At 43.4% G+C, this 24355-nt stretch carries 21 protein-coding genes; 10 read left to right on the top strand and 11 right to left on the bottom strand.

Going from position 1 to position 24355, the window contains the following annotated elements; all coding sequences use genetic code 11:
• The first annotated feature begins 119 nt into the window (after positions 1 to 119).
• Positions 120 to 1568: an asparagine--tRNA ligase gene (gene asnS / locus IE164_RS11550; protein ID WP_229838646.1), complete on the top strand. Its 1449-nt coding sequence runs from the start codon at positions 120 to 122 to the stop codon at positions 1566 to 1568.
• Positions 1569 to 1641: 73 nt separating this feature from the next.
• On the opposite strand, the gene IE164_RS11545 is transcribed toward asnS, so the two are convergent.
• From IE164_RS11545 to IE164_RS11535, 3 genes are all read right to left on the bottom strand, one after another.
• Positions 1642 to 2022, bottom strand: a complete 381-nt coding sequence (locus IE164_RS11545) for a T9SS type A sorting domain-containing protein (protein ID WP_189630391.1) — start codon at positions 2020 to 2022, stop codon at positions 1642 to 1644.
• A 72-nt stretch (positions 2023 to 2094) separates the two neighbouring features.
• Positions 2095 to 3576: an NAD(P)H-hydrate dehydratase gene (locus tag IE164_RS11540; protein WP_189630390.1), complete on the bottom strand. Its 1482-nt coding sequence runs from the start codon at positions 3574 to 3576 to the stop codon at positions 2095 to 2097.
• Entirely contained in the window at positions 3576 to 4508 is a 933-nt protein-coding gene (locus IE164_RS11535; protein ID WP_189630389.1) for a ComEA family DNA-binding protein, read from the bottom strand. Before IE164_RS11535 ends, IE164_RS11540 begins: the two co-directional genes overlap by 1 nt.
• A gap of 182 nt (positions 4509 to 4690) precedes the next feature.
• Between IE164_RS11535 and hemA the strand changes: the two genes are divergently transcribed.
• Both hemA and IE164_RS11525 read left to right on the top strand, forming a co-directional pair.
• A complete protein-coding gene (gene hemA, locus IE164_RS11530; protein ID WP_189630388.1) occupies positions 4691 to 5953 on the top strand; it encodes a glutamyl-tRNA reductase in 1263 nt (420 codons plus the stop codon).
• 70 nt (positions 5954 to 6023) lie between these two features.
• Complete coding sequence (locus IE164_RS11525; RefSeq protein WP_189630387.1) at positions 6024 to 8234, top strand: WG repeat-containing protein; 2211 nt, start codon at positions 6024 to 6026, stop codon at positions 8232 to 8234.
• 370 nt (positions 8235 to 8604) lie between these two features.
• On the opposite strand, the gene floA is transcribed toward IE164_RS11525, so the two are convergent.
• The 3 genes from floA to proS are packed head-to-tail and all read right to left on the bottom strand — an operon-like array spanning position 8605 to position 11621.
• Positions 8605 to 9618, bottom strand: a complete 1014-nt coding sequence (floA, locus tag IE164_RS11520; protein WP_189630386.1) for a flotillin-like protein FloA — start codon at positions 9616 to 9618, stop codon at positions 8605 to 8607.
• Positions 9618 to 10094 carry an NfeD family protein gene (locus IE164_RS11515; RefSeq protein ID WP_189630385.1) on the bottom strand — a complete coding sequence of 159 codons (477 nt, stop codon included), beginning with the start codon at positions 10092 to 10094 and terminating at the stop codon, positions 9618 to 9620. Before IE164_RS11515 ends, floA begins: the two co-directional genes overlap by 1 nt.
• 48 nt (positions 10095 to 10142) lie before the next feature.
• Positions 10143 to 11621, bottom strand: coding sequence for a proline--tRNA ligase (proS, locus tag IE164_RS11510; RefSeq protein WP_189630384.1), 1479 nt, complete (start codon positions 11619 to 11621; stop codon positions 10143 to 10145).
• Between the two features lie 128 nt (positions 11622 to 11749).
• Here proS and IE164_RS11505 point away from each other — a divergent pair, with 128 nt between their 5' ends.
• Positions 11750 to 13273 carry a hypothetical protein gene (locus IE164_RS11505; protein ID WP_189630383.1) on the top strand — a complete coding sequence of 508 codons (1524 nt, stop codon included), beginning with the start codon at positions 11750 to 11752 and terminating at the stop codon, positions 13271 to 13273.
• 22 nt (positions 13274 to 13295) lie between these two features.
• Positions 13296 to 14825: an OmpP1/FadL family transporter gene (locus IE164_RS11500; protein WP_189630382.1), complete on the top strand. Its 1530-nt coding sequence runs from the start codon at positions 13296 to 13298 to the stop codon at positions 14823 to 14825.
• Between the two features lie 13 nt (positions 14826 to 14838).
• On the opposite strand, the gene IE164_RS11495 is transcribed toward IE164_RS11500, so the two are convergent.
• From IE164_RS11495 to IE164_RS11485, 3 genes are read right to left on the bottom strand one after another with little or no spacing between them, the layout of a single operon-like run.
• Positions 14839 to 15357 (bottom strand): shikimate kinase, encoded by a 519-nt coding sequence (locus tag IE164_RS11495; RefSeq protein WP_189630381.1) that lies wholly within the window; start codon positions 15355 to 15357, stop codon positions 14839 to 14841.
• Positions 15357 to 16352, bottom strand: a complete 996-nt coding sequence (locus IE164_RS11490; protein ID WP_189630380.1) for a DoxX family protein — start codon at positions 16350 to 16352, stop codon at positions 15357 to 15359. The genes IE164_RS11495 and IE164_RS11490 overlap by 1 nt, the downstream gene beginning before the upstream one ends.
• Positions 16349 to 16897 carry a DUF1599 domain-containing protein gene (locus tag IE164_RS11485; RefSeq protein WP_189630379.1) on the bottom strand — a complete coding sequence of 183 codons (549 nt, stop codon included), beginning with the start codon at positions 16895 to 16897 and terminating at the stop codon, positions 16349 to 16351. Before IE164_RS11485 ends, IE164_RS11490 begins: the two co-directional genes overlap by 4 nt.
• 30 nt (positions 16898 to 16927) lie before the next feature.
• Between IE164_RS11485 and folP the strand changes: the two genes are divergently transcribed.
• Complete coding sequence (gene folP, locus IE164_RS11480; RefSeq protein WP_229838645.1) at positions 16928 to 17785, top strand: dihydropteroate synthase; 858 nt, start codon at positions 16928 to 16930, stop codon at positions 17783 to 17785.
• Positions 17782 to 18633, top strand: a complete 852-nt coding sequence (gene cdaA / locus IE164_RS11475) for a diadenylate cyclase CdaA (protein WP_189630378.1) — start codon at positions 17782 to 17784, stop codon at positions 18631 to 18633. Before folP ends, cdaA begins: the two co-directional genes overlap by 4 nt.
• A 26-nt stretch (positions 18634 to 18659) precedes the next feature.
• Here the strand turns inward: cdaA and IE164_RS11470 are convergent, their stop codons facing one another.
• Together IE164_RS11470 and IE164_RS11465 are read right to left on the bottom strand one after the other, a co-directional pair.
• Positions 18660 to 21032: an endonuclease MutS2 gene (locus tag IE164_RS11470; RefSeq protein ID WP_189630377.1), complete on the bottom strand. Its 2373-nt coding sequence runs from the start codon at positions 21030 to 21032 to the stop codon at positions 18660 to 18662.
• The gene (locus IE164_RS11465; RefSeq protein WP_189630376.1) at positions 21033 to 21383 is read right to left on the bottom strand and encodes a DUF4296 domain-containing protein; all 351 of its coding nucleotides are present in this window, start codon (positions 21381 to 21383) and stop codon (positions 21033 to 21035) included.
• A gap of 143 nt (positions 21384 to 21526) precedes the next feature.
• On the opposite strand from IE164_RS11465, the gene IE164_RS11460 reads away from it, so the two are divergent.
• The 3 genes from IE164_RS11460 to IE164_RS11450 are packed head-to-tail and all read left to right on the top strand — an operon-like array spanning position 21527 to position 24333.
• The gene (locus tag IE164_RS11460; protein ID WP_189630375.1) at positions 21527 to 22405 is read left to right on the top strand and encodes a DUF58 domain-containing protein; all 879 of its coding nucleotides are present in this window, start codon (positions 21527 to 21529) and stop codon (positions 22403 to 22405) included.
• Positions 22398 to 23291, top strand: coding sequence for a LapA family protein (locus IE164_RS11455; protein WP_189630374.1), 894 nt, complete (start codon positions 22398 to 22400; stop codon positions 23289 to 23291). Before IE164_RS11460 ends, IE164_RS11455 begins: the two co-directional genes overlap by 8 nt.
• Positions 23284 to 24333 carry a vWA domain-containing protein gene (locus tag IE164_RS11450; RefSeq protein ID WP_189630373.1) on the top strand — a complete coding sequence of 350 codons (1050 nt, stop codon included), beginning with the start codon at positions 23284 to 23286 and terminating at the stop codon, positions 24331 to 24333. Before IE164_RS11455 ends, IE164_RS11450 begins: the two co-directional genes overlap by 8 nt.
• The last annotated feature ends 22 nt before the right edge of the window (positions 24334 to 24355 follow it).

Raw genomic sequence — 24355 nt, 5'->3', positions numbered from 1 at the left:
GCAAAAGCATAGGTCTTTTTAGCCCTCTGTCTCCTCATGTATTTGGCCATGAATAAGTTGTGAATCCCCTTAAAAAATGATTGCTTTGCACTTCTTTTTGAATAGCACAATTCGGAACTATGAAAATGAGGAGAACTAAGATTTCCGCACTACTAAAAAGCACCTCCACTGGAATGGACGTGCATGTTAAAGGTTGGGTACGTACCAAAAGAGGCAATAAACACGTAAACTTTATTGCTTTAAACGATGGTTCAACCATTAACAATATCCAGGTAGTGGCCGATCCGAATACCATACCGGAAAACGTGCTAAAACTTGTAACCACCGGAGCTAGCCTGGCTGTTACCGGGCAACTGGTAGAAAGCCAGGGGTCTGGCCAAGCTGTAGAAATACACGCCAAAACTATAGAGGTGCTTGGCGCAGCCGACCCTGAGAAATACCCCTTGCAACCAAAGAAACACTCGTTTGAGTTTTTGCGCGAAATAGCTCACCTAAGACCAAGAACCAACACATTTAGCGCTATCCTGCGCATGCGCCATGCCATGTCTTTTGCTGTGCATCAATTCTTCAACAACAAAGGGTTTAACTACATGCACACCCCTATTATTACGGGCAGCGATGCTGAAGGTGCCGGGGAAATGTTTCGCGTAACCACGCTTGATGCCAAAAACCCTCCATTAAAAGAAGATGGCTCTGTAGATTTTAGCGAAGACTTCTTTGGTAAAGAAACCAATCTTACTGTTTCTGGACAATTAGAAGGCGAATTGGGAGCATTGGCCCTTGGTGAAATCTACACCTTTGGCCCTACATTTAGAGCCGAAAATTCGAACACCACTCGACACTTGGCCGAATTCTGGATGATTGAGCCTGAAATGGCCTTCTATGACCTGGAAGATAACATGAATCTGGCCGAAGAATTTTTGAAGTATCTGGTTCAGTACGCCCTTGATCATTGTGCAGACGACCTGGCCTTTCTGGAAAAAAGGCTTCTTGATGAAGAGAAAAACAAACCTGCTAACGAGCGAAGTGCCATGAGCCTTACCGACAAACTGCGGTTTGTTGTAGAGAATAAATTTGAAAGAGTTTCTTATACCGAAGCAATTGATATACTCAGAAACTCTAACCCCAATAAAAAGAAGAAATTTCAATACCCCATTGAAGGTTGGGGCACCGACCTCCAGTCTGAACATGAACGCTACCTTGTAGAGAAGCATTTTCAGAAGCCGGTTATTCTTTCGGATTACCCAAAGGAAATTAAAGCCTTTTATATGCGTATGAATGACGATAACAAAACGGTAGCCGCCATGGACATACTCTTTCCGGGCATAGGCGAAATTGTTGGAGGTTCACAGCGTGAAGAACGACTGGATATACTTAGTGCACGAATGACGGAAATGGGGATTCCGCACGAGGAAATGGACTGGTACCTCGATACCAGAAGGTTCGGAACTGTACCCCACAGTGGCTTTGGCCTGGGCTTTGAACGACTGATGATCTTTGTAACGGGCATGGGTAATATTAGAGATGTAATTCCTTTCCCGCGCACTCCGGGCAACGCAGAATTTTAAGCCTTACTTACTTCAAAAAAGAAAAGCACGCCAACCGAACGTTAGCGTGCTTTTATATTTTTTATCAAAGCAACTATTTCTTGCTGAATCGAACCGTTTGTTGAAATTTTGACCGATCGTCTCGTACAATCACCAAATAATACCCTCTGGGAAAAGACTGCACATCAACCTTGTACTTTTTAGGTCCATTATCCTCTACTACCGCAGTCATTTTACTTCCTATGATGCTTCGAATCTCGAATTGAGGCTTCTCCAAATCTAGCTTGGTAAGATCAATGTTCAGAAAATCGGATGTTGGATTAGGGAAAATTCCAACTTTCACCTTTTCGTTGGGGTTGGTTGAGGTTGCTCCAGCCAAAGCCTTAGACTGTGCAGAAGCAGAATATGCAAGCAGCACCAGCGCCAACGTAAGCAGCCATTTGAAAAGCGATATGTGATGGTTGAAGACCCTCATTATTTAGTTAGACCCTTATTAAGTGTTTAAGGTTTAGATAAATGTAAGTTTTTTTTCAATAAATCACATGTTCTAAACGTTAAGATTCGATGTCGGTAAGAATTCTAGCAAATCTGATGCCATCAATGACAGTTTTCCTACATTTTTTGCCGCCTCATCTCCGGCCTTACCATGCCAGTAAACAGCCAGCTGAGCCGCCTCTAGTGGGCTGAGGCCCTGTGCGAGTAAACCACTGATTACTCCGGCCAGCACATCGCCACTACCTGCTGTAGCCATTCCCGGATTACCGGTGGAGTTAAAATAAACATTACCGTTTGGCGCAACAATTGCTGTGTGGGCTCCCTTTAGTACTATAATCCATTCTCTCCTCATGGCCTGTTGCCTGGCCGTCTCTATACGGCCCAAACCATGCGAGTGTTCTCCGAACAACCGGTGAAACTCACCCACATGAGGAGTAATTATGGTATTGACAGGAAGCATATCTGCTAGCTCACTATGTTCTGAAAGTATATTTAAACCGTCAGCATCAATTACCAGTGGCCCTGAATATGACTCCAGCAATCCCCTCAAAGCCTCTACCGTAGCGATGTGTGTACCTACCCCCGGGCCAAAGCAAACCACGTTGGTCTTATCAAGAATTCCTGACGAACTAATGTGCGCATAGTCATCATCCAGAGTGAGCATGGCTTCGGGTAAACTGGTCTGAAGTATTGCCATTGCGCATTGTGGCACATGCAAAGTTAGAAGACCCGCCCCGGCTCGCATGGCTCCCTTGGCGCACAAATAGGCAGCCCCTATTTTCCCTAAACTACCGGCAAACACCTGCACATGACCAAAGTTTCCTTTATGCTGAAATTTATACCGTTGAGGAAAAAGCTTTTCCACTGCTTTTGTGATGTAGTGGTAATGACCTCCTAACTGCTCAACAAAAGCCCTGTGTAGCCCTATATCTACTATTTTCAACTCTCCCGCGTAGATTCCACTTTCAGGCAGAAGCATACTAAGCTTGGGGCATTGGAAAGTGATGGTCATATCTGCCCTCACTATCTCACCTTCGCCATTTACTTCATCAGCAAACAAACCGGAAGGAATGTCTACCGAGATACGCATGGCCGAACTCCGGTTAAGCTGTTCTATTACCTTAGCCAAACCGCCAGTAACGGGCCGGTTGAGACCGGAGCCGAATATAGCATCAATAAGCACATCCGTTTTGGGAGCACTGAAGTCTTCCGGAGAAACTACCTGCACCACATCACTCAACTTAGTCAGGGTTTTCTCACAATCTTCACTAAGCTTACCTTGCCATTGAAGCAACACAGGCTTCACCTGATATCCTTTGTTTCGTAAAAGGCGGGCAATAGCCAATCCGTCACCACCATTATTTCCCATACCTGCCACTACGGTAATGGTCTGCTCCATCGAAACATGTGTACAGAATTCATCGACAAAGGCCTGAGAAGCCCTTTCCATTAAGGCCCATGAAGTAATTGGCTCATGCTTTATAGTATAGGCGTCTGCCTGTCGAATTTGGCTGGCACTTAGAATTTTGAGCATTAGAACTTAATATATGGTATTAGCTTCATCCGGGTAGAAGAGTCTAGCAAACTAAGCCTTCTCAAGTCTTCCGGAGTTTTGAATTTACCATATTTGCTCTTGGTCATCAATATTTCTTTAGTCAGTTCATAGCTTATGTAAGGATGACTGTTAAGTTGTTTGAAGGTGGCTATATTAATAGGAACCGCTTTAAGCGTTACCGAGTCGGCTACATGCAAAAAGCTTCTGATTTGTAGATAGAGACTGTCGCTCATACCATATAAATCAGCCAGTTGCTCCACGGAATGAAACCCTCCCAATGCTTCTCTGAACTTTATCATGCGACCAGCATAACCCGGGCCAATGCCATGTAGTTGTTGAAAATCAGCCGAATCAGCCTTATTGATATCAATCATAAGCCCCGGCTCTTCAAACCGACTTACCTGCTCCACCCATCGGGCGCTTTCGTTTCTCTTTTGGCTCTCTGACTTCCTAACGACAGCCTTCTTCTGTATTCCAATTGGTTGTCTGGGTAAATCAATAAATGGTTCTAACACCAAAAAAAGCGAATCGGGGAAGTCATAAATCTTTGAAAGGTCATCTCTTACTCTGAAGAACCCTCCTCCATTTCTGTATCGCTCAATACGTTGAGCCAAAAAGCGAGGAATACCCACGGCCACCAAGTCATCTACAGAGGCTTGGTTGGGATCAAATTTTTTCAGTTCTACCTCTGGTTTAACCATGGTATCCCGAAAAGCCTCAATCTGAGTTAAAAGACTATCTAGCTTTAAACGATCAGCCTGATTATCATAAGTCCTGCCTGAAAAGCGGATATAGACCCTTGGAGCAACAAGGCAACAACCTATCAGGACAAACAAAACCACTGTTCCTTTTGCCTCTGTTTTACTGAAACTTATAAGCCTGAAAAAGAGTTGTTTAGCACGATTGATCATGCTGGCGTTTATTTAATTGCGTGCTTTAAGATAAAAAATTCTTAATTTAGGAATATTATAATACCAGTACTTTGTTAAGTAGAATGATTCTAAATAGCAAACACTGATATTGATCACTTTTTTAACGGGAGAGTAGGGTTTATTTTTGCACAGCGTATTAGAAGAGGTAGGCGCAAATTAGAATGAGAGAGGGTTTTAAAGTTCTTAGTTTATCGTATAAAAAAGCACCGGTAGAAATACGTGAAGTGCTCTCGATAGATGATGCTCTAGCCAAAGAGTTTTTGGAAGAGTTCGTTCAAGTTGCTGAGGTGAGCGACCTTATGGTGCTATCTACCTGCAACCGCACTGAGATTTACTACAGCCACTCTCATAACCTTTCGAACGAACTGATCGGTTTTCTGTGCGCGAAAAAAGGGTTAACCAACTCCTCTCAATACGCTCAATACTTCGATAGTATTGACAAATCGGAAGATGCTGCTCAATATTTATTTAGGGTTTCTCTTGGCTTGGAAGCCCAGGTTGTAGGCGACCTTCAGATCATCAATCAGATAAAAAGAGCCTACCAAATGGCGGCCGATGCCAATACAGCCGGGCCATACCTGCACCGGTTACTGCACACCATATTTTTTGCTAATAAACGAGTAGTACAAGAAACAGCCTTTAGGGATGGTGCTGCCAGTGTTTCTTACGCAACCGCTGAGCTTATAAAAACCCTTGCTCAAGGATTTGTAGATGCTAAAATCCTCGTAATTGGTTTAGGCGAGATTGGCGAAGACCTGGCGAAAAACCTAATGGGTTCCGCATTTGAAATTACTCTTACCAACCGCAGCACTGATAAACTCAATGAAGTTGCCCTGCAATGTGGCTTTGGCAAAACGGAGTTTGAAGGCATAAAGAACAAACTGGCCGAGTATGACATTGTTGTTTCAAGCCTGCCCATAAAAGATTTTATAGACCTTAACGACCTGGAAGTATTGCCTGAGAATGGCCTGAAATACTTTATCGATTTGAGTATACCTCGCTCCATTTCACCGGCCGTGGAATCCATTAAGGGGGTGAGTCTGTACAATATTGATGAAATCAACGACAAGACTTCTCAGGCGGTACAAAAAAGAATAGATGCCATACCCCAGGTAGAAGCTATTATAGCCCAATCTATGACCGAATTTCTGGATTGGTCTCGCGAAATGGAGGTTTCACCCACCATACATAAACTTAAAAAAGCGCTTGAAGACATCCGTCAGGAAGAACTCAAAAAGCACCTTAAGAACGCCAGCCCGGAAGTAGAAGCCTTTGCCGATAAGTTTTCTAAGAGCATTACAAACAAGATTATGAAGCTTCCTGTACTGCAATTAAAGGCCGCTTGTCAGCGTGGAGAGGCAGAAACGCTCATTGATGTCCTCAACGACCTTTTCAACCTGGAAAAAGATCCGGTAAAACAATAGTTCCTTTTACTGCATAAGCCTTTACTATAAAAGCTTTTTTTCTCAGCTTTCGGGTTGGTAGATCACTTCTATGGTTTTTCGAGGCTTCGTTTTCTTAATTCTTTTTTTTGGCCCATGGCAAGCCGCAGCCAATCAGTATGAGCCCTTTACCGAAAACGGAAAAGTGGGCCTCAAGGAGTCGGCTACACAAGCGGTAATAATTCCCCCTACCTACGAAGCGCTTGGCTGGTCAAACCATACCTTTCAGGTAATTGATGGAGTGCTTGGGGCAAGAAAAAACGAAAAGTGGGCTCTTATCAATACAGATGGTTCTAAAGTAACACAGCATCTCTACCAAGACCTTTTCCCAACCCCCAAGGGTCATATTATAGTTTCACAAAAAGCTCAGCACAGCATTTTAAGGGAGTATGGAGTAATTGATAGTCGTGGGAAAATGATTGTTCCTACGGAATATAGCAAGCTTACACCCGCTCACGAAGGTCTGATAGCTACTCAGAAAAAAGGTGGACAATACCTAACGGGCTATATCAGTGAAAGAGGAAGCGTCATCATACCAATAGAACACATACAAATCACCCCTATCAATCAATTTCTGGCCGTTTCAAGCAAGGATGGTCTCACGGCTATTTTTAATGATAAAGGTAAAAGGCTCACTCATTTCGACTACAATAGAATAGAGGTTCTCGGAACCAACTATTTTAAAGTCTCCAGATATAATCATTTTGGATTACTCAATAATAACCTTGAGGCCGTAGTGCCAATGGATTACTCGCGAATCGACATAGAGGACAATCATATTGTAGCCTCCACCTACCCTCAGTGGGACGAGTATTCCTCAGAGGGCTTTACGAGATCGCACTTTTTCAACACGATTGAGGTGCTAAGCAATGGGCACTTTGTGTCTAAGTCTCATAACGATGTAGGCCTACTCGATCTGGCAGCCAATTATCTCAGTTTTAGTGATGATCAAGAATTAATAAAAGCCGGAAGGCACGGCTATGTTACCAGAAACAAAAATGACAATCGTCTAAATGTTTATGACGTCAATGGTAAGTCATTATTCCGTGATTCGTTTGAGGAAGTGCAGCTTTATGATGAAGTATTTTTCGGGAAAATAAGCCAGGCCGATGGATACAACTGGTCTGTTTTTGACTATAGGGGTAAAAAAATCAATTTATTCAACTACCAATCCATCGTTTCTTTGAACAATGGCTACTTTCAAGCCCAAAGGAATGATAAAATAGGCCTTCTAGGCTCAAACGGTAAAGAAACAACTCCCTTCCTGTACGATTACCTCTCTGAGTTTACAAGCGACAGAGCCATTGCTTACTATAATGGTAATTATGGAATGATTAACAGTAAGGGTTTATGGATAATGACTCCCTATTATGACAGTTTAAGATTTATAGACCAGCAGTACGTTTACTATAAACAAGGAACTGAATGGGGACTGGCTGACTGGTATGGAAAACCTATATACAGAGACCAGTCTGATTTCAATTACTCTTCCGGAGCTATTGTAAAAATGAGTCCCGATGGCACCTATAGGTTATACCAATTCAATGGAACTCCTCTTTTGGAACACCACTACCAAAAGGTAATTTCCATAGACCCCAACACCTTGCTGCTGGAAAGGGACGGTAAGCGTTTCTTTTTTAAACCTACTGACCAAGAGGCTTTTGCGCTGGACACTTCCATTGATTCCTTGGGAAAGCAACTCAACGATTTTATTCCAATTCGGAAAAATGCGCAATGGGGTTTCATTAATACGCGAGCACAACTTACCATAGCCAACCGCTACGAAGAGGTGGGTCAATACAGTGAAGGCTTATTTTCTGTGAAACTCATTGGGAAATGGGGTTTTGTAAATGAAGACGAAACCCTCATTATCCAACCAAATTTTGACCAAGTGGAGGCCTTCAGAAATGGCCTTTCCATTGTTGAAAGTGCAAGCCGTTGGGGAATCATAGACATTAATGGCCAAGCGGTAGTTTCGCTGAACTATGACCTGATCGAAAGAATTGAAGACTACTTTTTATTGTATGCCGATTCAAAAATCGGGCTAGCCTCTGGTGATGGTCAGATCATCAAAAACCCATCATTCGATAGTATTGTACCGTTGTCTAATGGCTATTTTCTGGTGGAGAGACAGGGACTATATGGAGTCATACATAAATCAGGCAATGATATACTACCCACCATTTACAAATCCATAAAACAGTATGGAGAACTTTTCTTAGGCTTTAAAGGTAGCGAAACCAAGAAATACAAGCTTAACTAGACACTCTTCTCACCGCACGGAGCATTGAGCTACCGCCCCACCATTAAAAGGAATAGCCTCAAAAGAAAAGAGGTCATCTCAAAAGTCTTAAAACTCGTCACAAGGTTCCCTGCTCAAATCGGATGGACTATTGTATTTTCACCAACGCTCCTTATCAGGTGCTATGAAAACACAACCTCTGACGCAAGTTGGTTTACTTCAATAGAACCTGAATAAGTAACCTCTATTCACCATTCAGTCAGAAACCTTGAAGCCAGGGCCTCCTAATTTTGAAATTCAGATACCCCTACTTATCGGCAGTCTGGCTAGGGGTTGCACTCAGCTAACGTTTGAGACACTTCCTTATGTTTTCTTTGTACCGGCTTTTAGACTAGCTTTTGGAACTTCCCCCATCGCTTCTTCGCTTTCCGGCACCTCCCGATTTTTGAGAAGGGTTAGCTATGGATTCTCTCATATCGGTATCGGCTTTTATGTTTTCAAACTTGTAGTAGTCCATTACTCCAAGATTTCCTGATCTGAATGCCTCAGCGATGGCCTTTGGAATTTCAGCTTCCGCTTCGATTACCTTAGCTCGCGCCTCTTGAGACTTGGCTTTCATCTCTTGTTCGTTGGCAACGGCCATAGCCCTTCTTTCTTCGGCCTTGGCTTCGGCAACTTTTAAATCGGCCTGTGCCTGATCGGTTTGTAGTTGCGCTCCAATATTGGCTCCAACATCCACATCGGCTATATCGATGGAAAGAATTTCAAAAGCCGTTCCGGCATCTAAACCTCTTTGTAGCACCAGCTTCGAAATCTTATCAGGATTTTCTAACACTTCTTTATGGGTTCCTGCAGAACCAATGGATGTCACAATCCCTTCACCTACCCTGGCCAAAATAGTATCTTCTCCAGCACCTCCAACCAATTGTTGGATGTTGGCTCTTACGGTTACCCTGGCAATGGCTATCAACTGAATACCATCAGCCGCAACAGCCGCAACTTTAGGTGTAGTAATTACTTTAGGGTTTACAGAAATCTGTACCGCTTCGAATACATCTCTTCCGGCCAAATCAATGGCTGTCGCTTGTTTAAAAGTAAGGCTTATATTGGCCTTATCTGCAGAAATCAAGGCCTTGATGACAGAAGGGACATTACCTCCCGCCAAGTAGTGGGTTTCCAAATCAGCTGTACTAACTTCGAGCCCGGCTTTTGTTGCAGTAATCATGGATTCCACCACAATTCTAGGCGGAACCTTCCTGATCCGCATAAATACGAGCTCTAGCAGACCAACCCTTACATTCGAGAATTGTGCAGTAATCCACAGATTTACTGGCACAAAGTACAAGAACACGAAGAGTAATATAATACCGCCTATTACGGCTATGAGTACAGTATAATTTTCCATTAACTAGTGGTTATTGTTTCTACTATAATTTTGTTGCCCTCTACTTTGGTAATCTTAATGCTCGATCCGGAAGCTATGTGCTCCCCGCTAGACCTTACCTCATAGGTTTTATGATTAAATTCTCCTTTACCAATTGGTTTTAAATCGGAGAGTGCTATTCCACGCATCTCAATTTGGAGACCTGAATAATAGTCTTCATTCACTTTACTGTTGTTGGCGGTTTTGAGCGAAAATCTATGCCAAGACTTAGATCTAAAACTAAAAACAAGACCGACAATAGAAAGCATTAGGGTACCTGCCAACACCCAATTACCGGTACTGCTTCCAAGACTGGTATAACTGAGATAAATCCCCGTTACGCATAGGCCTAAGCCAATAAGTCCGAGTATAGTGGTGCCTGGCACAAACAACAGCTCTAAGTAAATTAGAACTAGTCCAACAAGTATTAATAAAAGTACCGAAAGCCAGTCGCCCATGGGTGTTTAACTAAATCACACCAATATACATATAAAATGAAACGGGCTTTAGTAAGCCTTCGCAAAAAGTACTCTTCCCTTAGAGGGTTTTCCGGAGTAGATACAAGCTCCCTCCTCCTGCTTTTGATCCAAAGGAATGCATCGGATTGTGGCTTTGTTTTCTTCCTTAATCTTTTCTTCCGTTTCGGCAGTTCCGTCCCAATGCGCAGAGACAAAGCCTCCCTTGCCTTCCAGTACTTCTTTAAACTCATCATACGAGTTCACCTCTGTAGTATGGCTTTCCCGGAAATTGATCGCCTTTTGGTAAATATTCTTTTGTATATCCTCAAGCAGGCTTTCAACCTTAAGGGCAATGTCTTCAGAAAGATCGAAAGACTGTTTCTCCCCGGTATCTCTTCTGGCTATTTCCAGTGTATTGTTTTCCAAATCGCGAGGGCCTATAGCCAACCGAACAGGCACCCCTTTAAGCTCCCACTCTGCAAATTTAAACCCTGGCTTGTGAGTATCCCGGCTGTCAAACTTTACACTAATGCCCTTTGCTCTTAGTTTAGACTGAATTTCAGCCACTTTTTCGCTGATTTGAGCCAATTGGTCATCGCCTTTGTAAATAGGAACAATCACCACCTGAATAGGGGCCAATTTTGGAGGCAACACCAAGCCCTGATCGTCTGAATGAGCCATAATAAGCGCTCCCATCAGGCGTGTACTTACCCCCCAAGACGTTCCCCATACGTATTCCAGCCCCCCCTCTTTAGTGGCAAACTTTACATCAAATGCTTTGGCAAAGTTCTGACCTAAGAAGTGCGAAGTACCAGCCTGCAACGCTTTCCCGTCTTGCATTAAGGCCTCTATACAATAGGTCTCAATGGCACCGGCAAATCGCTCAGCTTCAGACTTCACTCCTTTTACTACTGGCAACGCCATAAACTCCTCGGCAAACTGAGCATAGACATTCATCATTTGTACAGACTCATCAATAGCCTCTTGTTTGGTCGCATGTGCCGTATGTCCTTCCTGCCAAAGAAACTCAGCGGTACGCAAAAAAAGCCTTGTTCGCATCTCCCAACGAACCACATTGGCCCATTGGTTGACCAAAATTGGTAGGTCCCTGTAAGACTGAATCCAGTTTTTATAAGTACTCCAAATGACTGTTTCGGAGGTAGGCCTCACAATTAGCTCTTCTTCTAGTTTCGCTTCCGGATCTACTACCACACCGTTTCCGTTCTCATCGTTCTTAAGTCGGTAATGGGTTACCACAGCACATTCCTTAGCAAATCCCTCCACATGGTCGGCTTCCTTACTTAAATAGGACTTGGGAATAAACAAGGGGAAATAGGCGTTAGTATGCCCTGTTTCTTTAAACATGCGGTCGATTTCCGCTTGCATTTTCTCCCAAATACTAAACCCATAGGGCTTAATAACCATACATCCTCTAACCGGTGAGTTTTCAGCCAGATCGGCCTTCTTCACCAATTCGTTGTACCATAGGGAATAGTCTTCGCTGCGTTTAGGTAAACCTTTGCTCATTTCTTGATAGTTGGTATGATACTTGCTCTTTTACAGGCTGGAAAATATCGGACAAAGATAGAATTTTCAGGTATTTTCTCGACCAAATAAGAGAATTAGACGTTAAGTTTAAACCAGAAAGGATAGCCATGAAAAACTCCAGTTATTTTAAGATTACATCAACCTTACTGACACTAGCCGTTTTTGCCGGCTGTGCCTCACTTCCTGTTCAACAAGGTGAATATGACGATGTATACTTTACATCGGCCGATAGAACCCAACCTAAGAAGGTTGTATTAAACCCGGAAAGCCAGGCTGACCTGGGTGAAGATGTAATTACTCTGGAGAAAAGCTCAGACGATAAAGTAGATGCTTCGCTCATTGAGAAATACAACAATGGTGAACCCAAAGAGGTGGTTTATTTTGAAGAATTGGAACCACGGGTATCCAAAGCCTCTGAGCTAAACTATGATGATTTTGTTTGGGACTATAATAATAACCTACTGAAGAATTATGACCTTCCACTTGACTGGGAAGACATGGATGCGGTTACTTTCAACGATATCATCAGAGCCGACTTTCAATTTAGAAATGCCTGGTATGAGCAATACTATCTGGGTAACACCCGGGCTATGGATAGTTATGCAAGCAATCAGAGCATAACTACCAGAAGAAATCCAACGGTCAATTTCAACATAAACTATGGTTTTGGTGCGGGCCTTGGTTGGGGAGCTTTCAATAGTCCTTACTATGTGTCTGGCCTTCCCTGGGGACATCCTTTCTATGGCGAGTTTTATGATCCTTACTTCTGGTCGGTGGGCTACAGACCCTTCTGGTCGAGAAGATTCGTTTCTTACTGGAGTTACGATCCGTTTTGGGATTTTGGATTCTACAACACCGTGGCTTGGGGCGGATACCCTCGTTGGGGCTGGAGAAACGACTACTGGTATTGGAGAAGAAACAACGTTATAATTGTTGATAACGACTACTACCAAAGAAGAAATGACTATACAAGGGGTGGAAGATTACGCTCTACATCAGTATCCAGTGTAAGGGCCGATGCCAACAATGGCACAAGAACCCGGTCGAGCCTTGCGGCTATAGATAACCCAAGAGGGTCACGATCTTCCGTTTCAAGCGGACGTGTATCAAGTAGCTCTAGTAACACTACGGGTGTCAGATCGAGCCGCTCTAGTGTAGACGCTGCTCTGGAAAGAAGTAGCCGTAGAGTGCGTACAGATGCTTACCGCTTCGATAACAACACCAGAGTAAGTAGTTCGGCTTACAGAACCAGTGCTTCTCGTTCAGCCAGAACAGCCGTATCGAACAGAACATATGACGATAGAAGAATAAGTTCTAGCAGGTCTTCTGCCAACTATCGCGTACCAACCTACGGAAGACAGTCTGGCAGTTCGGCCAATACACGAAGCAGAATTTCCTTCGACCGTTCTTCATCGAGAAGTCGTTCTAGCTCCGGTACATTTAGCAGAGGTAGTTCTTCTGGCCGTAGCAGTAGCGGAGTTGGTGTTAGAAGTAGTGGAAGCAGTTCTTCCAGATCTTCCGGAGGGTCAGTTCGCAGTAGTGGGTCGAGCACTGGCAGCCGATCATCCGGTTCAAGCAGCGGCTCTTCGAGATCGTCATCGGGTTCAAGCCGTTCGGGACGAGGCAACTAACAGTAAATCAAAAACTTAAAATATGAAAAGAATATATCAGCTATTTATAGTTGGTCTGGCAGTGGTTTGCCTGAACCAAAATGGTCAAGCTCAAATTGAACCGGGAAGCTTTGGCTATTACCAAGATGCACTAAGGTTTTCGCAAACATTGCCCTTTGGCACCTCACGTTTTCAAGGCATTGGCGGAGCAGGGTCTGTACTTGGGGGCGACTTGGGGGCTTCGGCCATTAACCCGGCCGGCCTGGGTTTTTTCAACCGGTCACAGTTTGTCCTGACTCCGAGCCTGAACTTTAAAAAGTTTAACAATGATTTTCTTGGCAACAATGTATTGAATGAAGACACCAAGCTGGAGATCGCCAATTTTGGACTAGCGATAAACTTTAATAAAGGCGATCTGGAGCCGGGGGCATGGCGTGGAGGTACGCTGGCTGTAACTTATAACCGTACGAATAATTTCAACCAACTCCTTTCCTATTCGGGTCAAAACAACAACAGCTCAATAATTGACGCCATGCTCGACAGGGCAGATGGTTTTTTCCCTGAAGAGCTGGGAGGTATTGAACAGGTTGGGTATGATCATTACCTGATCAATCCGCTGCCCGATGCCGAAGATGTTTATGTATCTTTTGTTCAAGGCTTTCCGCGCCAGAACGAACGCATTCTCAGAAGAGGAAGCACCGATCAGATTAACGTTTCTTTTGGAGGTAATTTTAATGACCAACTGTACCTAGGAGCTGGTTTCGGCTTTGTTTCTTCCGATTATTCTTCGCACCGGGTTTTTACGGAAAACTTTAACGACCCTGCATTATCCAGCTTTCAGGTAGATGAACGACTGGATGTGACTGGTTCAGGGCTCAACGTGAACCTGGGAGTAATTTTCAGACCATCAGACTTGGTACGATTGGGCGCATCATATACTTCTCCAACCTGGTATAGTTTCAGTGAAGAAAGCGATGCGATTTACCGCTCGGAATACAATAACTATGATGTAGCCAACTTCACTGACGACAATGGGAACAGAATTATTCAGGAAGACACCGTATTGAACTCATTACAAAGTGCTACTAATATTTTCTTTTCTGATTATAGATTGCGTACACCTTCAAAACTGAATTTGGGTGTGGCGTTCTTCATTGGCAAGAGCGGATTTATAACGGCCGATGTGGAGCGTCTAAACTATTCCAATGCCCATATATCTTCAATTGACTTTGACTCGGAGAGTGACAATGGCACCATCAACAATATTTATCAGGCCACCACTAATATCAGGCTTGGAGGTGAGTACAGGTATAACATATTCCGTTTCAGAATGGGGTATGCCTCTATGGGCGATCCGTTTAAAGAATCGTTCGATGGCCTTGATCGCTCCCGAACAACGGTTAGTGGAGGCTTTGGTGTAAATATGGGAAGGTACTTTGTAGATCTGGCCATCTCCCAGACCAATTTCAAAGACTCATTTACTTCATACACCTTTGTTGATGGCAGTGGACCAACGACTATAACAGAAAGTAAGCTCACCAAAGGGAGCCTCACTTTTGGGTTGAATTTTTAGTGAACCACTCACTTTAATGAAGGTTCGAGATAATCATTTCTACCGTGATCTGATTATCTCGAATTTTTATTTTCGCCTGATTGTAAAAGCTTTCGCGGGTTTCTTTAAGCGCTCTTATTTCCTGAATTAAATCCTGCTGATCGTAACTCTTAAAGATTGGTCGTTTTTCGCCCCCCTCTTCCAGTATTCTTAGGGCTAAGTCACCGGGGCTCACATCTAAATACACAGTGGTGCCGTGTTCATTCATGGTGTCTATATTGAAGTGATAGCAAGGAGCACCTCCCCCTGTGGCCATTACAAAATTCTCTTGCGTGGCGCATATCTCATGAAGAGCCTCCTTTTCCTGCAGTCTAAAATTGCCTTCGCCCTGCCGCTCAAAATACTCGGGAATGCTCATGCCAATTCTTGAAACAATGGCATGGTCAAGGTCTACAAAGGTTTTATTTAATCGCTCTGCAAGCTGGCTACCCAAAGTGGTTTTACCCGAGCCTGCCAAGCCTACCAAAAAGATATTTCCAGGAATAGTCTTCATTACTTATTCAGGATATTGAGCAATTCGGTTGCTGAGGGAATATCGTTATAGTGCCACTTTTTAATGACCTCTCCATCTTTTAACAGCACTAATCCGGGGTTGGAGCGAATCATTGTTTTCAACAACGTTTTATCGGAGTAATAATATGGAACTGCCAACTGAACATCGTGGCGCAGGCTCTCAAACTCTGGCCCTGCCGATGCTGTAACGGCCGCAACGCCAACTTCGGTTTCAATTGAGCTGATCAGACTATTCAACATGGAATAGGCTCTGCGCTCCGTATGCTCTACATCGTGCACCACCACCAACAGTTTCTTACCCGACAGCGACTCCATGGTAAAATCGTCCTCGTCTCCCCAAAGGGCATAATTCGTAATTTTTGGCACCTGGTTGGGGTCATCCGCAGGGGGCATCATAGCCTCTGGAATCACAGTGCCTGCTTTGTAAGCTCTAAAATCGATAAACGGAAGGTGGTTAATAGATAAATAGGCCACCGTAAGACAGAACACCGTGGACAGCCCAATCACTAAATGACGTTTGCCGGAAGGATTGGAATTGTTGTTAACCTTGCGGTTGATGAATAGCACAACAATAAACACCAACAAAATAATATCTTTAATGAACGACTGCCACGGAGTAAGCTTAATAGCATCACCAAAACAACCGCAATCGGTCACTTTATTAAAATAGGCACTGTAGAAGGTAAGAAACGTAAAGAACACAATCATTCCCAACAGTAAAGAAGTAACTAGTTTCTCCCGATACTTTATGAGAATGGCTATACCCAGAACCACCTCAAGAGTAGAAAGCAGTATACTAAAAAATAAAGCCAGGGGCTTTAGCGAATCGAAGAAGGGAGCTATGTCTACTGCAAAAACTGTGAAATACTCTTCCAGCTTTATTTGAGTACCCACAGGGTCGTTTACTTTAATAAGGCCAGAAAAGATAAAAAGCCCTCCCACTAAATAGCGGGCAATTGAGTTAAGTATTTTCATGATTTTACGAATCCCATTAGTATCAGACAAAATACAGAATAGTTGATCATATCCATATAATTGGCATCGATACCTTCAGAGATAATGGTTTTACCCTGATTATCTTCTATCTGCTTTACACGCAACAACTTCATAAGAATTATGTCTGTCATTGAGCTGACCCGCATATCGCGCCAAGCCTCACCATAATCATGGTTTTTATTCATTAGGAGGGCCAGAGTTTCCTCCACGTACTTGTCATACAGTTTTTCCAGCACCTCAACCTCCATTTCCAACGGATCTTTATCGGTCAGGTTCATTTGCATGAGTGCAATCACACAATAGTTAATGATGCCAATGAAATCACCCTCCAGGTCATCTTCAACCAATTGCTGGCCTTTCATTTGAACCGAGCGAATGCGCTGCGCCTTGATAAAAATCTGATCAGTTATAGAAGAAAGCCGTAATATTCTCCATGCCGTTCCATAGTCTTTGGCCTTCTTCAAAAATATGTCTTTACAGGCCTTAATAACTTCTTTATATTCGCCTACCGTTTGTTCCTCCAAGGTGCTGATTATTTAAAGTCGACAGAATTCTTGAGCGCGAAAGATAAGTTATTTGAGGTTAAATCCACATTGAACATCAATGGAAATCTGGTGAGTTTGGAAGAGCCTCAGGTAATGGGGATCATTAATGTTACCCCAGATTCTTTTTATTCGGACAGCCGGGTGAGCCAGGAAACGGCCATTCTCAAAAAGGCTGAACAAATGCTCACCGAAGGGGCATTAATTCTGGATATAGGAGGTTATTCTACACGCCCCGGTGCGGCAGAGGTATTACCACAAGAGGAAATAAAACGTGTTACCACAGCTCTAAACCTGATTGCGACTAAGTTTCCCGAAGCACTTCTTTCGGTAGACACCTTTCGCTCGGTTGTAGCTCGGCAGGCTGTATGTGCAGGGGCTCACATTGTTAACGATGTAAGCGGAGGCTCACTCGATGAGGACATGTGGCAAGAAGTAGCAAACCTGAAGGTGCCCTATATACTAATGCACATGCGAGGCACTCCTCAAACCATGAACTCAAAGAATGTGTATGATAATCTCCTGATCGATATTGGCAAGGAACTAAGAATAGCTGTGGAACAACTACAGCAACTGGGAGTTGCCGATATTGTGGTAGACCCCGGCTTTGGCTTTGCCAAAAGCATGGAACAGAACTATGAATTACTGCGAAATTTAGGTTATCTTAAAAGACTTGGCCTACCTCTTTTGGTAGGGATATCGCGCAAATCGATGATTTATAAAAAACTAAGCATTTCACCTGAAGAAGCTCTCAACGGCACCACGGCTTTGCACATGGCCGCTCTGCAGCAGGGAGCTTCTATACTGAGGGTGCACGATGTAAAAGAAGCCAAACAAACCATTGACCTTTATAAAGCACTAAACCCTTGATATTCGCTTTTAAAATAGGATTTCTTGACATACGGTGGATAGACATATTGGATATCCTACTGGTGAGCGTGTTGCTTTATCAGGTATACAAACTATTGAAGGGTAGTGTAGCCGTAAGAGTGCTCATAGGCTTTTTGGTTCTTTACCTGGCCTACTTGGTGGTGAGGGCTGCAGAAATGGAGCTATTGGCCGGTATTTTAGGTCAATTTATGGGCGTGGGTGTGTTAGCAGCCATCATTATCTTTTCGCAAGAAATTAGAAAGTTTTTGATCGTACTGGGTAAAACTACCTTTAGAAAAGACGGCCTTATACAAACGGTTATGATCTGGAAGAGAAAAGAAGCTAGAGAACCGTTTAATATTACCCCCATTATTGAAGCCGCCAAGAGCCTTTCTTCTACCAACACCGGTGCGCTCATGGTCTTTTCCCGAAACTCAGAGCTTAAGTTTTATGCCGATAGTGGCGACCGGCTTGATGCGGTGCTCTCCAAAAGGTTACTCATTTCCATATTCAATAAGCACAGTCCGCTTCACGATGGTGCCATTATTATTTATGAAGGAAAAATTCTGGCTGCACGATGTATTCTTCCTGTGAGTGAACGCGACTTGCCTGCAAACTTTGGTATGCGCCATAGAGCTGCCCTGGGAATGTCAGAAGCTACCGATTCCTTAATACTGGCTGTTTCTGAAGAAACAGGGCAAATATCTATCATCAGAAATGGCTACATAGACTCGAACCTTTCTATACCGGAAATCAGAAAAAGAATTCTGGCTTATCTGTCAGATAAGGAAAACGCAAAAAGCAAGTCTAAACCTGAACAAGAAGATAATCTGGAGGTAGCCTCATAAGCTTTCACCATACGCGCTGTTTTTACTTACTTGAGTGTAACCAGCGTAACACCTGCCCCTCCTCTGTCGGCATGTTCGTCTTTTACCGAAGCGACTTCTTTATAGTTCTTTAAATGGTCTCGGGTTACTTGCCTTAACACGCCATTTCCCTTACCATGTACTATTTGCAGGTCTCTTATTCCTAATAAAATGGCCTCATCTAGCCAGGAAGACAGCAAAGGAATAACCTCTTCGGCACGCATTCCTCTCAGGTCTATTTTACTATTAAACTCCGCCTGTTTAGAGGCATAGTCATAACCGGAAAAGCCACCAGACTGCCCTTGCTGCTTATAGGCTTTTCTGGTCACCTTTTCGAGCCTGTTAAGTCTTACGAACGAAGTGAGTTCTCCTATGCTCAGTTCTGCATCTTTGCCTTTTATATTCACCACCTGTCCAATGGTATCCTGACCCTTGAGCTTCACATAGTCTCCAATGGCAATGGCTTCGCTTTGGGCTCTGGCCAATTCGTACTCTTGTTCAACAGTGGTTTCCTGCTTTAGTTTTTCCAGCTTTTCGCGTTGCTTTTTAACGGCTGCTTTTTCAGCCTTTTTCTCCTGAATTTCGCGAATAACCCGCTCAACCTCCTTATTGGCTTCTTTTACAATGGCATTGGCTTTCTGCTTAGCCTCATTGAGTATTTTCTTTTCCTGTCGTTCAATATGCTCCTTTAGCTGCGCATATTGTGCCGTAAGCTCATCCAGTTCTTTTTCTCTGGTTTTCACCTTTTTCTCCGAAAGCTCCAGTTCGCGTTGTTGAATTTGAAGTTGCCCCAGCATTTGGTCAAAAGACACCTGCTTAATACCTATTCGCTTTTTGGCGTTTTCAATGGTTTGGTTGGGTAAGCCTATTTTACCGGCAATTTCTAAAGCAAAAGAGCTGCCCGGCTTACCAATCTCAAGTTCGTATAGAGGTTGCAAATTCTTGAGGTCATACTTCATGGCACCATTCACCAACCCCTCGTTCTTATCGGCATACTCCTTTAAATTCCCATAATGAGTGGTAATTACACCCATGCCTTTGCTTGCCTTTAACTCCATAAGAATGGCTTCGGCAATGGCTGCTCCATACTGGGGTTCTGTACCTGTTCCAAATTCATCGATCAGAAAAAGACTCTGTTTGTTTACATGTCCCAGCAAATGTTTCATGCTTATGAGGTGCGAACTATAGGTACTTAGATCGTTTTCAATGCTTTGTTCATCGCCAATATCAATAAACAGATCTTTGAACAGAGTAAAGCGAGAGCTTTCGTGTACCGAAACCAACAACCCACACTGCAGCATATACTGCAAAAGGCCAACGGTTTTCAGACACACACTTTTTCCTCCTGCGTTGGGCCCTGAAATTATTAAGATGCGTTTTTGTGGTTCCATATAAATATTGAGAGGCACTACTGCTTTGCCCAGTTCTTTATGTTTTAAAAGAAGTAAAGGGTGCTGAGCCACCTGCCAGTTAAACTCCCTTTTTTCTGACCACTGTGGTTTACGAGCATCTATCTTTATCGCAAAGCGAGCCTTGGCTCTGATAAAATCTATGAGACCAAGAAACAGCATGTACTGCCGCAGATTTTCAATCTCCGGACGCAGGTAGCTGGTCAATTCCATGAGTATGCGCACCACTTCGCGCTGCTCGGCATACTCCAGTTCTTGCACTTCGTTGTTAATGGCAAATACTTCTGTAGGCTCCAGGTAAACCGTTTGTCCTGTGGCCGATTCTCCATGAATAAACCCTTTTACTCTCCTTTTGTATTCGGCCAAAACAGGGATTACCATTCGCCCATTCCGAATAGTTACCGATACATCTTCCGGAGTATAACCTTCCTTTTTGGTTCGTGTAATAATGCTGTCGAGCACATTGCGCAACCGCTGCTTTTCTGAAAGTATACCCTTCCGTATTTCATAGAGCCTGTCGGAGGCATTGTCTTTGAGCTTACCCCGTTCGTCAAAGACTCTGGCCAGCGACCAGAGCAAATCTTCATCGAACAGAATAGGGTAAGTGAGTTCTACCAAATGTGGGTAAGATTCTCTCTTTTGCTGAAAAAAATCCAGACACTTGTTTAAGGTCTTTAGGCTCAAAATAACATCGAACAACTCCTCCTCTAGCAGGTAGGAGTTATCTACCCTTATTTTACCGAAAAGCGGAGAAATATCGATGTAGTTGGAGTTAGGAAACAGCTCTTTCGATTCAATGATCTGCACAAACTCATCGGTTTGGCTGAGCCATTTGTCAATACTGTTCTTATCGGATGAAAAACGGATTTTGTCGACAAAACTTTTCCCCAGGTTGCTTTCACAGGCCTCTTTAAGGCTTTCTCTGATTTTATCGAAACCTAATTTAAGCTCAAGATTAGAAGGGTATAGCATTTAATAGTTACTACTGTATTGTTTGGAGTTTCGGGCCTTCAAACTGTCGAGTACAATATCTGTCACCTCGAGAAATAGTTCGGGCCTTGTTAAATAGAAATTATAGCTTTTTACATAACTGGCAGAGTCTAACCCATGTGCATTCAACACTCTTTTCTCAAGGGCTTTATAAAGCACCTCGGCCGAGTCTGCACTCAGCGAAATTGTGCCTACCTTGCCCTCTGCCATGCGAATGTCAATCATTAGATCAACCATCTGCTCTTTAGTTAAGATACCGCTGGGTATGGTCTCCTCTTTTTTGCAGGCCACCAGTAAGAATGTAACCGCCAGTAAAAAAAGCTTTTTTGCCATGTATGAAGCCGTTTATTTTCGCCTCGTTATTACAACGACTTGCAAAGGTAAGAGTTATGTTGGTAGCCGGCTTGCAATTAACCAAAATTAAGACATTCAAAAAGCGGCTGGAATCAAATAAATCATATTTTTAGGCCTTCATTATGGAGCACATCATTTCCAAGCTTAGGAAGTACGAAATACAAATCAGGAAAGCCATTAACTCAAGGATGCAGGGCGATTTTCACTCCATCTTTAAGGGTTCTGGTCTTGAGTTTGATGGTGTGCGCGAATACCAGTATGGTGATGACACCCGAACCATCGATTGGAACGTTTCGGCCAAAGGTCATGGCACCTTTGTAAAAACCTTCAAGGAAGAAAAAGAACAAACTGTTTTTTTTCTGCTCGATGTTAGTGCCTCACAGGAAATTGGAACCCCGGGTGCTCAAAAGGTAGATGTGGGCAAGGAAATTACCGGTGTATTAACTCTAGCTGCGGTAAAACAACAAAACAGAGTTGGACTTCTGAGCTTTTCGGATCAGAAAGAAAAGTTTGTGAAGTCGGGCAAGGGAATTAAACACGGCTATGCCATAATTCATGAATTGTATAACAGTAAGCCCAGGTCGTCTCGTACCAACATAGACATGGCCATTAAAAAGGCTCTGGAAATCATTCATAAGAAGAGCGTTATTTTGCTCATCTCCGATTTTATTGACGAAGGCTATGAACAAAGCCTCAGACTTTTGGCCAACAGGCACGATCTGGTGGTTCTTCATCTCAAAGACGATCGGGAAACACAATTACCCAACCTGGGTATAGTACCTGTGTATGACCAGGAGAGCAAAAAAACGGTTTGGGTAAACACCTCTTCTAAAGACTTCCGAAAAAAACTGGAGAAAACATATACCGTAAACAAAGGGGAGCTGGAAAGATTCTGCAGAAAGAATCAGATCAATTATCTGGAAATAAACACCAAAGACAACTACGTTCCTCAACTCATAAAGCTATTCAAGATCAGAAACAAAACGATGAAACGTGACTAGAAGGGTAGCAGTATTTCTGATTTTCTTTTCGTTGGCATGGTCCTTGGCTCAGGCACAGGAAACCAAGCCCATAGGCTATTTTCTCAAAGACAGTGTTAAAATCGGGGAGTCGGTGGCTTATTCGCTCAGCTATAAAGACAGAAAGAACCGACCGGTTATTTTCCCCGATTCACTCTTCAATTTTGCTCCCTTTGAGCTGTTAGACAAAGCCTACTTCGACACCCGATCCGATACCATAAACAGTATTGATAGTGCGGTGTATTACCTGGCCACTTTTGAAATTGATACGGTTCAGTTTTTGGCCCTTCCCGTGTTTGTATTTACCGGCAAAGACAGTATACCGGTTTATAGCGCCAAAGATTCCATAGTATTGAACCAGGTGGTAACCCAAATGCCCGACAGTGTAAACCTGGCCGAAACCAATGCTTTTCAGCCGGTGTCTTTACAGTTTAACTACCCCTACTGGACTATAGGACTAGTTTTGCTGGGCCTGATTTGCCTGGTAGTTCTCATTGTTTGGGGCAAGGAGATAAGAAAACGAATTAGGCTATACCGCCTTAAAAAGAAGCTTGAGAAATTTCAGGCTGAATTTGACCGAGAGATTGAGGCCATTTCTTCAGAAACAGACAAGACCAAAATTGAGTCGTTACTTAAATTTTGGAAAACCTACATGGAATCGCTGGAGCAAGTGCCCTTTACTAAGTTAACGACAAAAGAAATAGTAAAAATTCAGCAGAATTCTTCGCTGGAAGAAACACTCAAGTCTATAGACAGAAACATTTACAGCCCTATTGCAGTAAGTGCTTTGCAAAACGATTTCGAATTTCTTAAAGATTATTCGATTGACAGGTACAACCACATAACGGAAGAAATTAAGAATGCTTGACGAGTCGGTTTACAAGTGGTTTTCGCTAGAATGGTTCACTCCATCAGCCTTTAAGTCGTTCGACTGGGAGTTCTTCTTTGTGTTTTACACCATTCCTGTGGTGCTACTGCTTTTCTTGCTTAAGTGGCTGATAGGCACCCGGGTAAAACAAAAACTTCCCGTAGCTCTTCCCAAAAAAGAGATTCAGAAACACTGGACCAGCTATCTGCGATTTATACCCAACGCACTTATGGCGCTGACACTGCTGATGCTGTTGATTGCCCTGGCCCGACCGCAACGCACCAATGAACTGGTAGAACAATGGTCTGAGGGAATTGACATTGCCCTGGTCATAGACATTTCGGAGTCTATGCAAATTGAAGATTTTAAACCTAACCGACTGGAAGCCGCTAAGCGTACGGCACGTGATTTTATTTCGGGCAGAAGCCAGGATCGAATAGGCTTAGTCATCTTTTCGGGCGATGCCTACTCGCTTTCACCGCTAACTACAGACTATGAACTGCTCTATAAGTTTATCGATGAGGAGATTGACTTTAATAAAATAGAAAACCGAGGCACAGCCATTGGCAGTGCCATAGCAGTGGGCACCAACCGCATGCGCGAGTCGGAAGCAGCCAGCAAAGTAATGATACTTCTTTCGGACGGTGACAACACGGCCGGAAACATTGATCCTATAACGGCCGCAGAGTTGGCCGCAGCTTATGACATTAAAATATACACCATTGGCATAGGTAAAGAAGGCAAAGTACCTTATGGTAAAGACTTCTTTGGAAGAACCAACTATGTAGAAAACACCCTAGACGAGACTACTCTTAGAGAAATTGCCAAAATTGGTTCCGGGCAGTTCTATCGGGTTTCTGACAATGAAGCTCTGGCTAATGTTTTTGAGCTTATTGACCAATACGAAAAGGCAGAAATTAAAGAGACGCGCTATAAGAACACCACCGACTTTTACCCCATTTACGTGAAGTGGGGCCTTCTGTTTTTCTTACTCTTTTTAGCTTCTAAAAGCACTTTTGTGAGCAACATACTGGAAGACTAAAACTCCCTGCCCTGGCTACAGT

This window comes from Roseivirga thermotolerans, from assembly GCF_014653175.1.
Lineage (GTDB): Bacteria > Bacteroidota > Bacteroidia > Cytophagales > Cyclobacteriaceae > Roseivirga > Roseivirga thermotolerans.
The sequence above is the reverse complement of the archived record's forward strand: the minus strand, read 5'-3'. Positions and strand labels throughout refer to the sequence as shown.

Coding starts and splice junctions, on each gene's coding strand:
- proS (WP_189630384.1), bottom strand. CDS start 11,621: ATGAGCAAAGGTTTACCTAAACGCAGCGAAGACTATTCCCTATGGTAC.
- IE164_RS11460 (WP_189630375.1), top strand. CDS start 21,527: ATGGAGCACATCATTTCCAAGCTTAGGAAGTACGAAATACAAATCAGG.
- asnS (WP_229838646.1), top strand. CDS start 120: ATGAAAATGAGGAGAACTAAGATTTCCGCACTACTAAAAAGCACCTCC.
- IE164_RS11450 (WP_189630373.1), top strand. CDS start 23,284: ATGCTTGACGAGTCGGTTTACAAGTGGTTTTCGCTAGAATGGTTCACT.
- IE164_RS11545 (WP_189630391.1), bottom strand. CDS start 2,022: ATGAGGGTCTTCAACCATCACATATCGCTTTTCAAATGGCTGCTTACG.
- IE164_RS11465 (WP_189630376.1), bottom strand. CDS start 21,383: ATGGCAAAAAAGCTTTTTTTACTGGCGGTTACATTCTTACTGGTGGCC.
- IE164_RS11540 (WP_189630390.1), bottom strand. CDS start 3,576: ATGCTCAAAATTCTAAGTGCCAGCCAAATTCGACAGGCAGACGCCTAT.
- IE164_RS11495 (WP_189630381.1), bottom strand. CDS start 15,357: ATGAAGACTATTCCTGGAAATATCTTTTTGGTAGGCTTGGCAGGCTCG.
- hemA (WP_189630388.1), top strand. CDS start 4,691: ATGAGAGAGGGTTTTAAAGTTCTTAGTTTATCGTATAAAAAAGCACCG.
- IE164_RS11535 (WP_189630389.1), bottom strand. CDS start 4,508: ATGATCAATCGTGCTAAACAACTCTTTTTCAGGCTTATAAGTTTCAGT.
- IE164_RS11500 (WP_189630382.1), top strand. CDS start 13,296: ATGAAAAGAATATATCAGCTATTTATAGTTGGTCTGGCAGTGGTTTGC.
- IE164_RS11505 (WP_189630383.1), top strand. CDS start 11,750: ATGAAAAACTCCAGTTATTTTAAGATTACATCAACCTTACTGACACTA.
- IE164_RS11515 (WP_189630385.1), bottom strand. CDS start 10,094: ATGGGCGACTGGCTTTCGGTACTTTTATTAATACTTGTTGGACTAGTT.
- IE164_RS11525 (WP_189630387.1), top strand. CDS start 6,024: ATGGTTTTTCGAGGCTTCGTTTTCTTAATTCTTTTTTTTGGCCCATGG.
- IE164_RS11470 (WP_189630377.1), bottom strand. CDS start 21,032: ATGCTATACCCTTCTAATCTTGAGCTTAAATTAGGTTTCGATAAAATC.
- IE164_RS11490 (WP_189630380.1), bottom strand. CDS start 16,352: ATGAAAATACTTAACTCAATTGCCCGCTATTTAGTGGGAGGGCTTTTT.
- floA (WP_189630386.1), bottom strand. CDS start 9,618: ATGGAAAATTATACTGTACTCATAGCCGTAATAGGCGGTATTATATTA.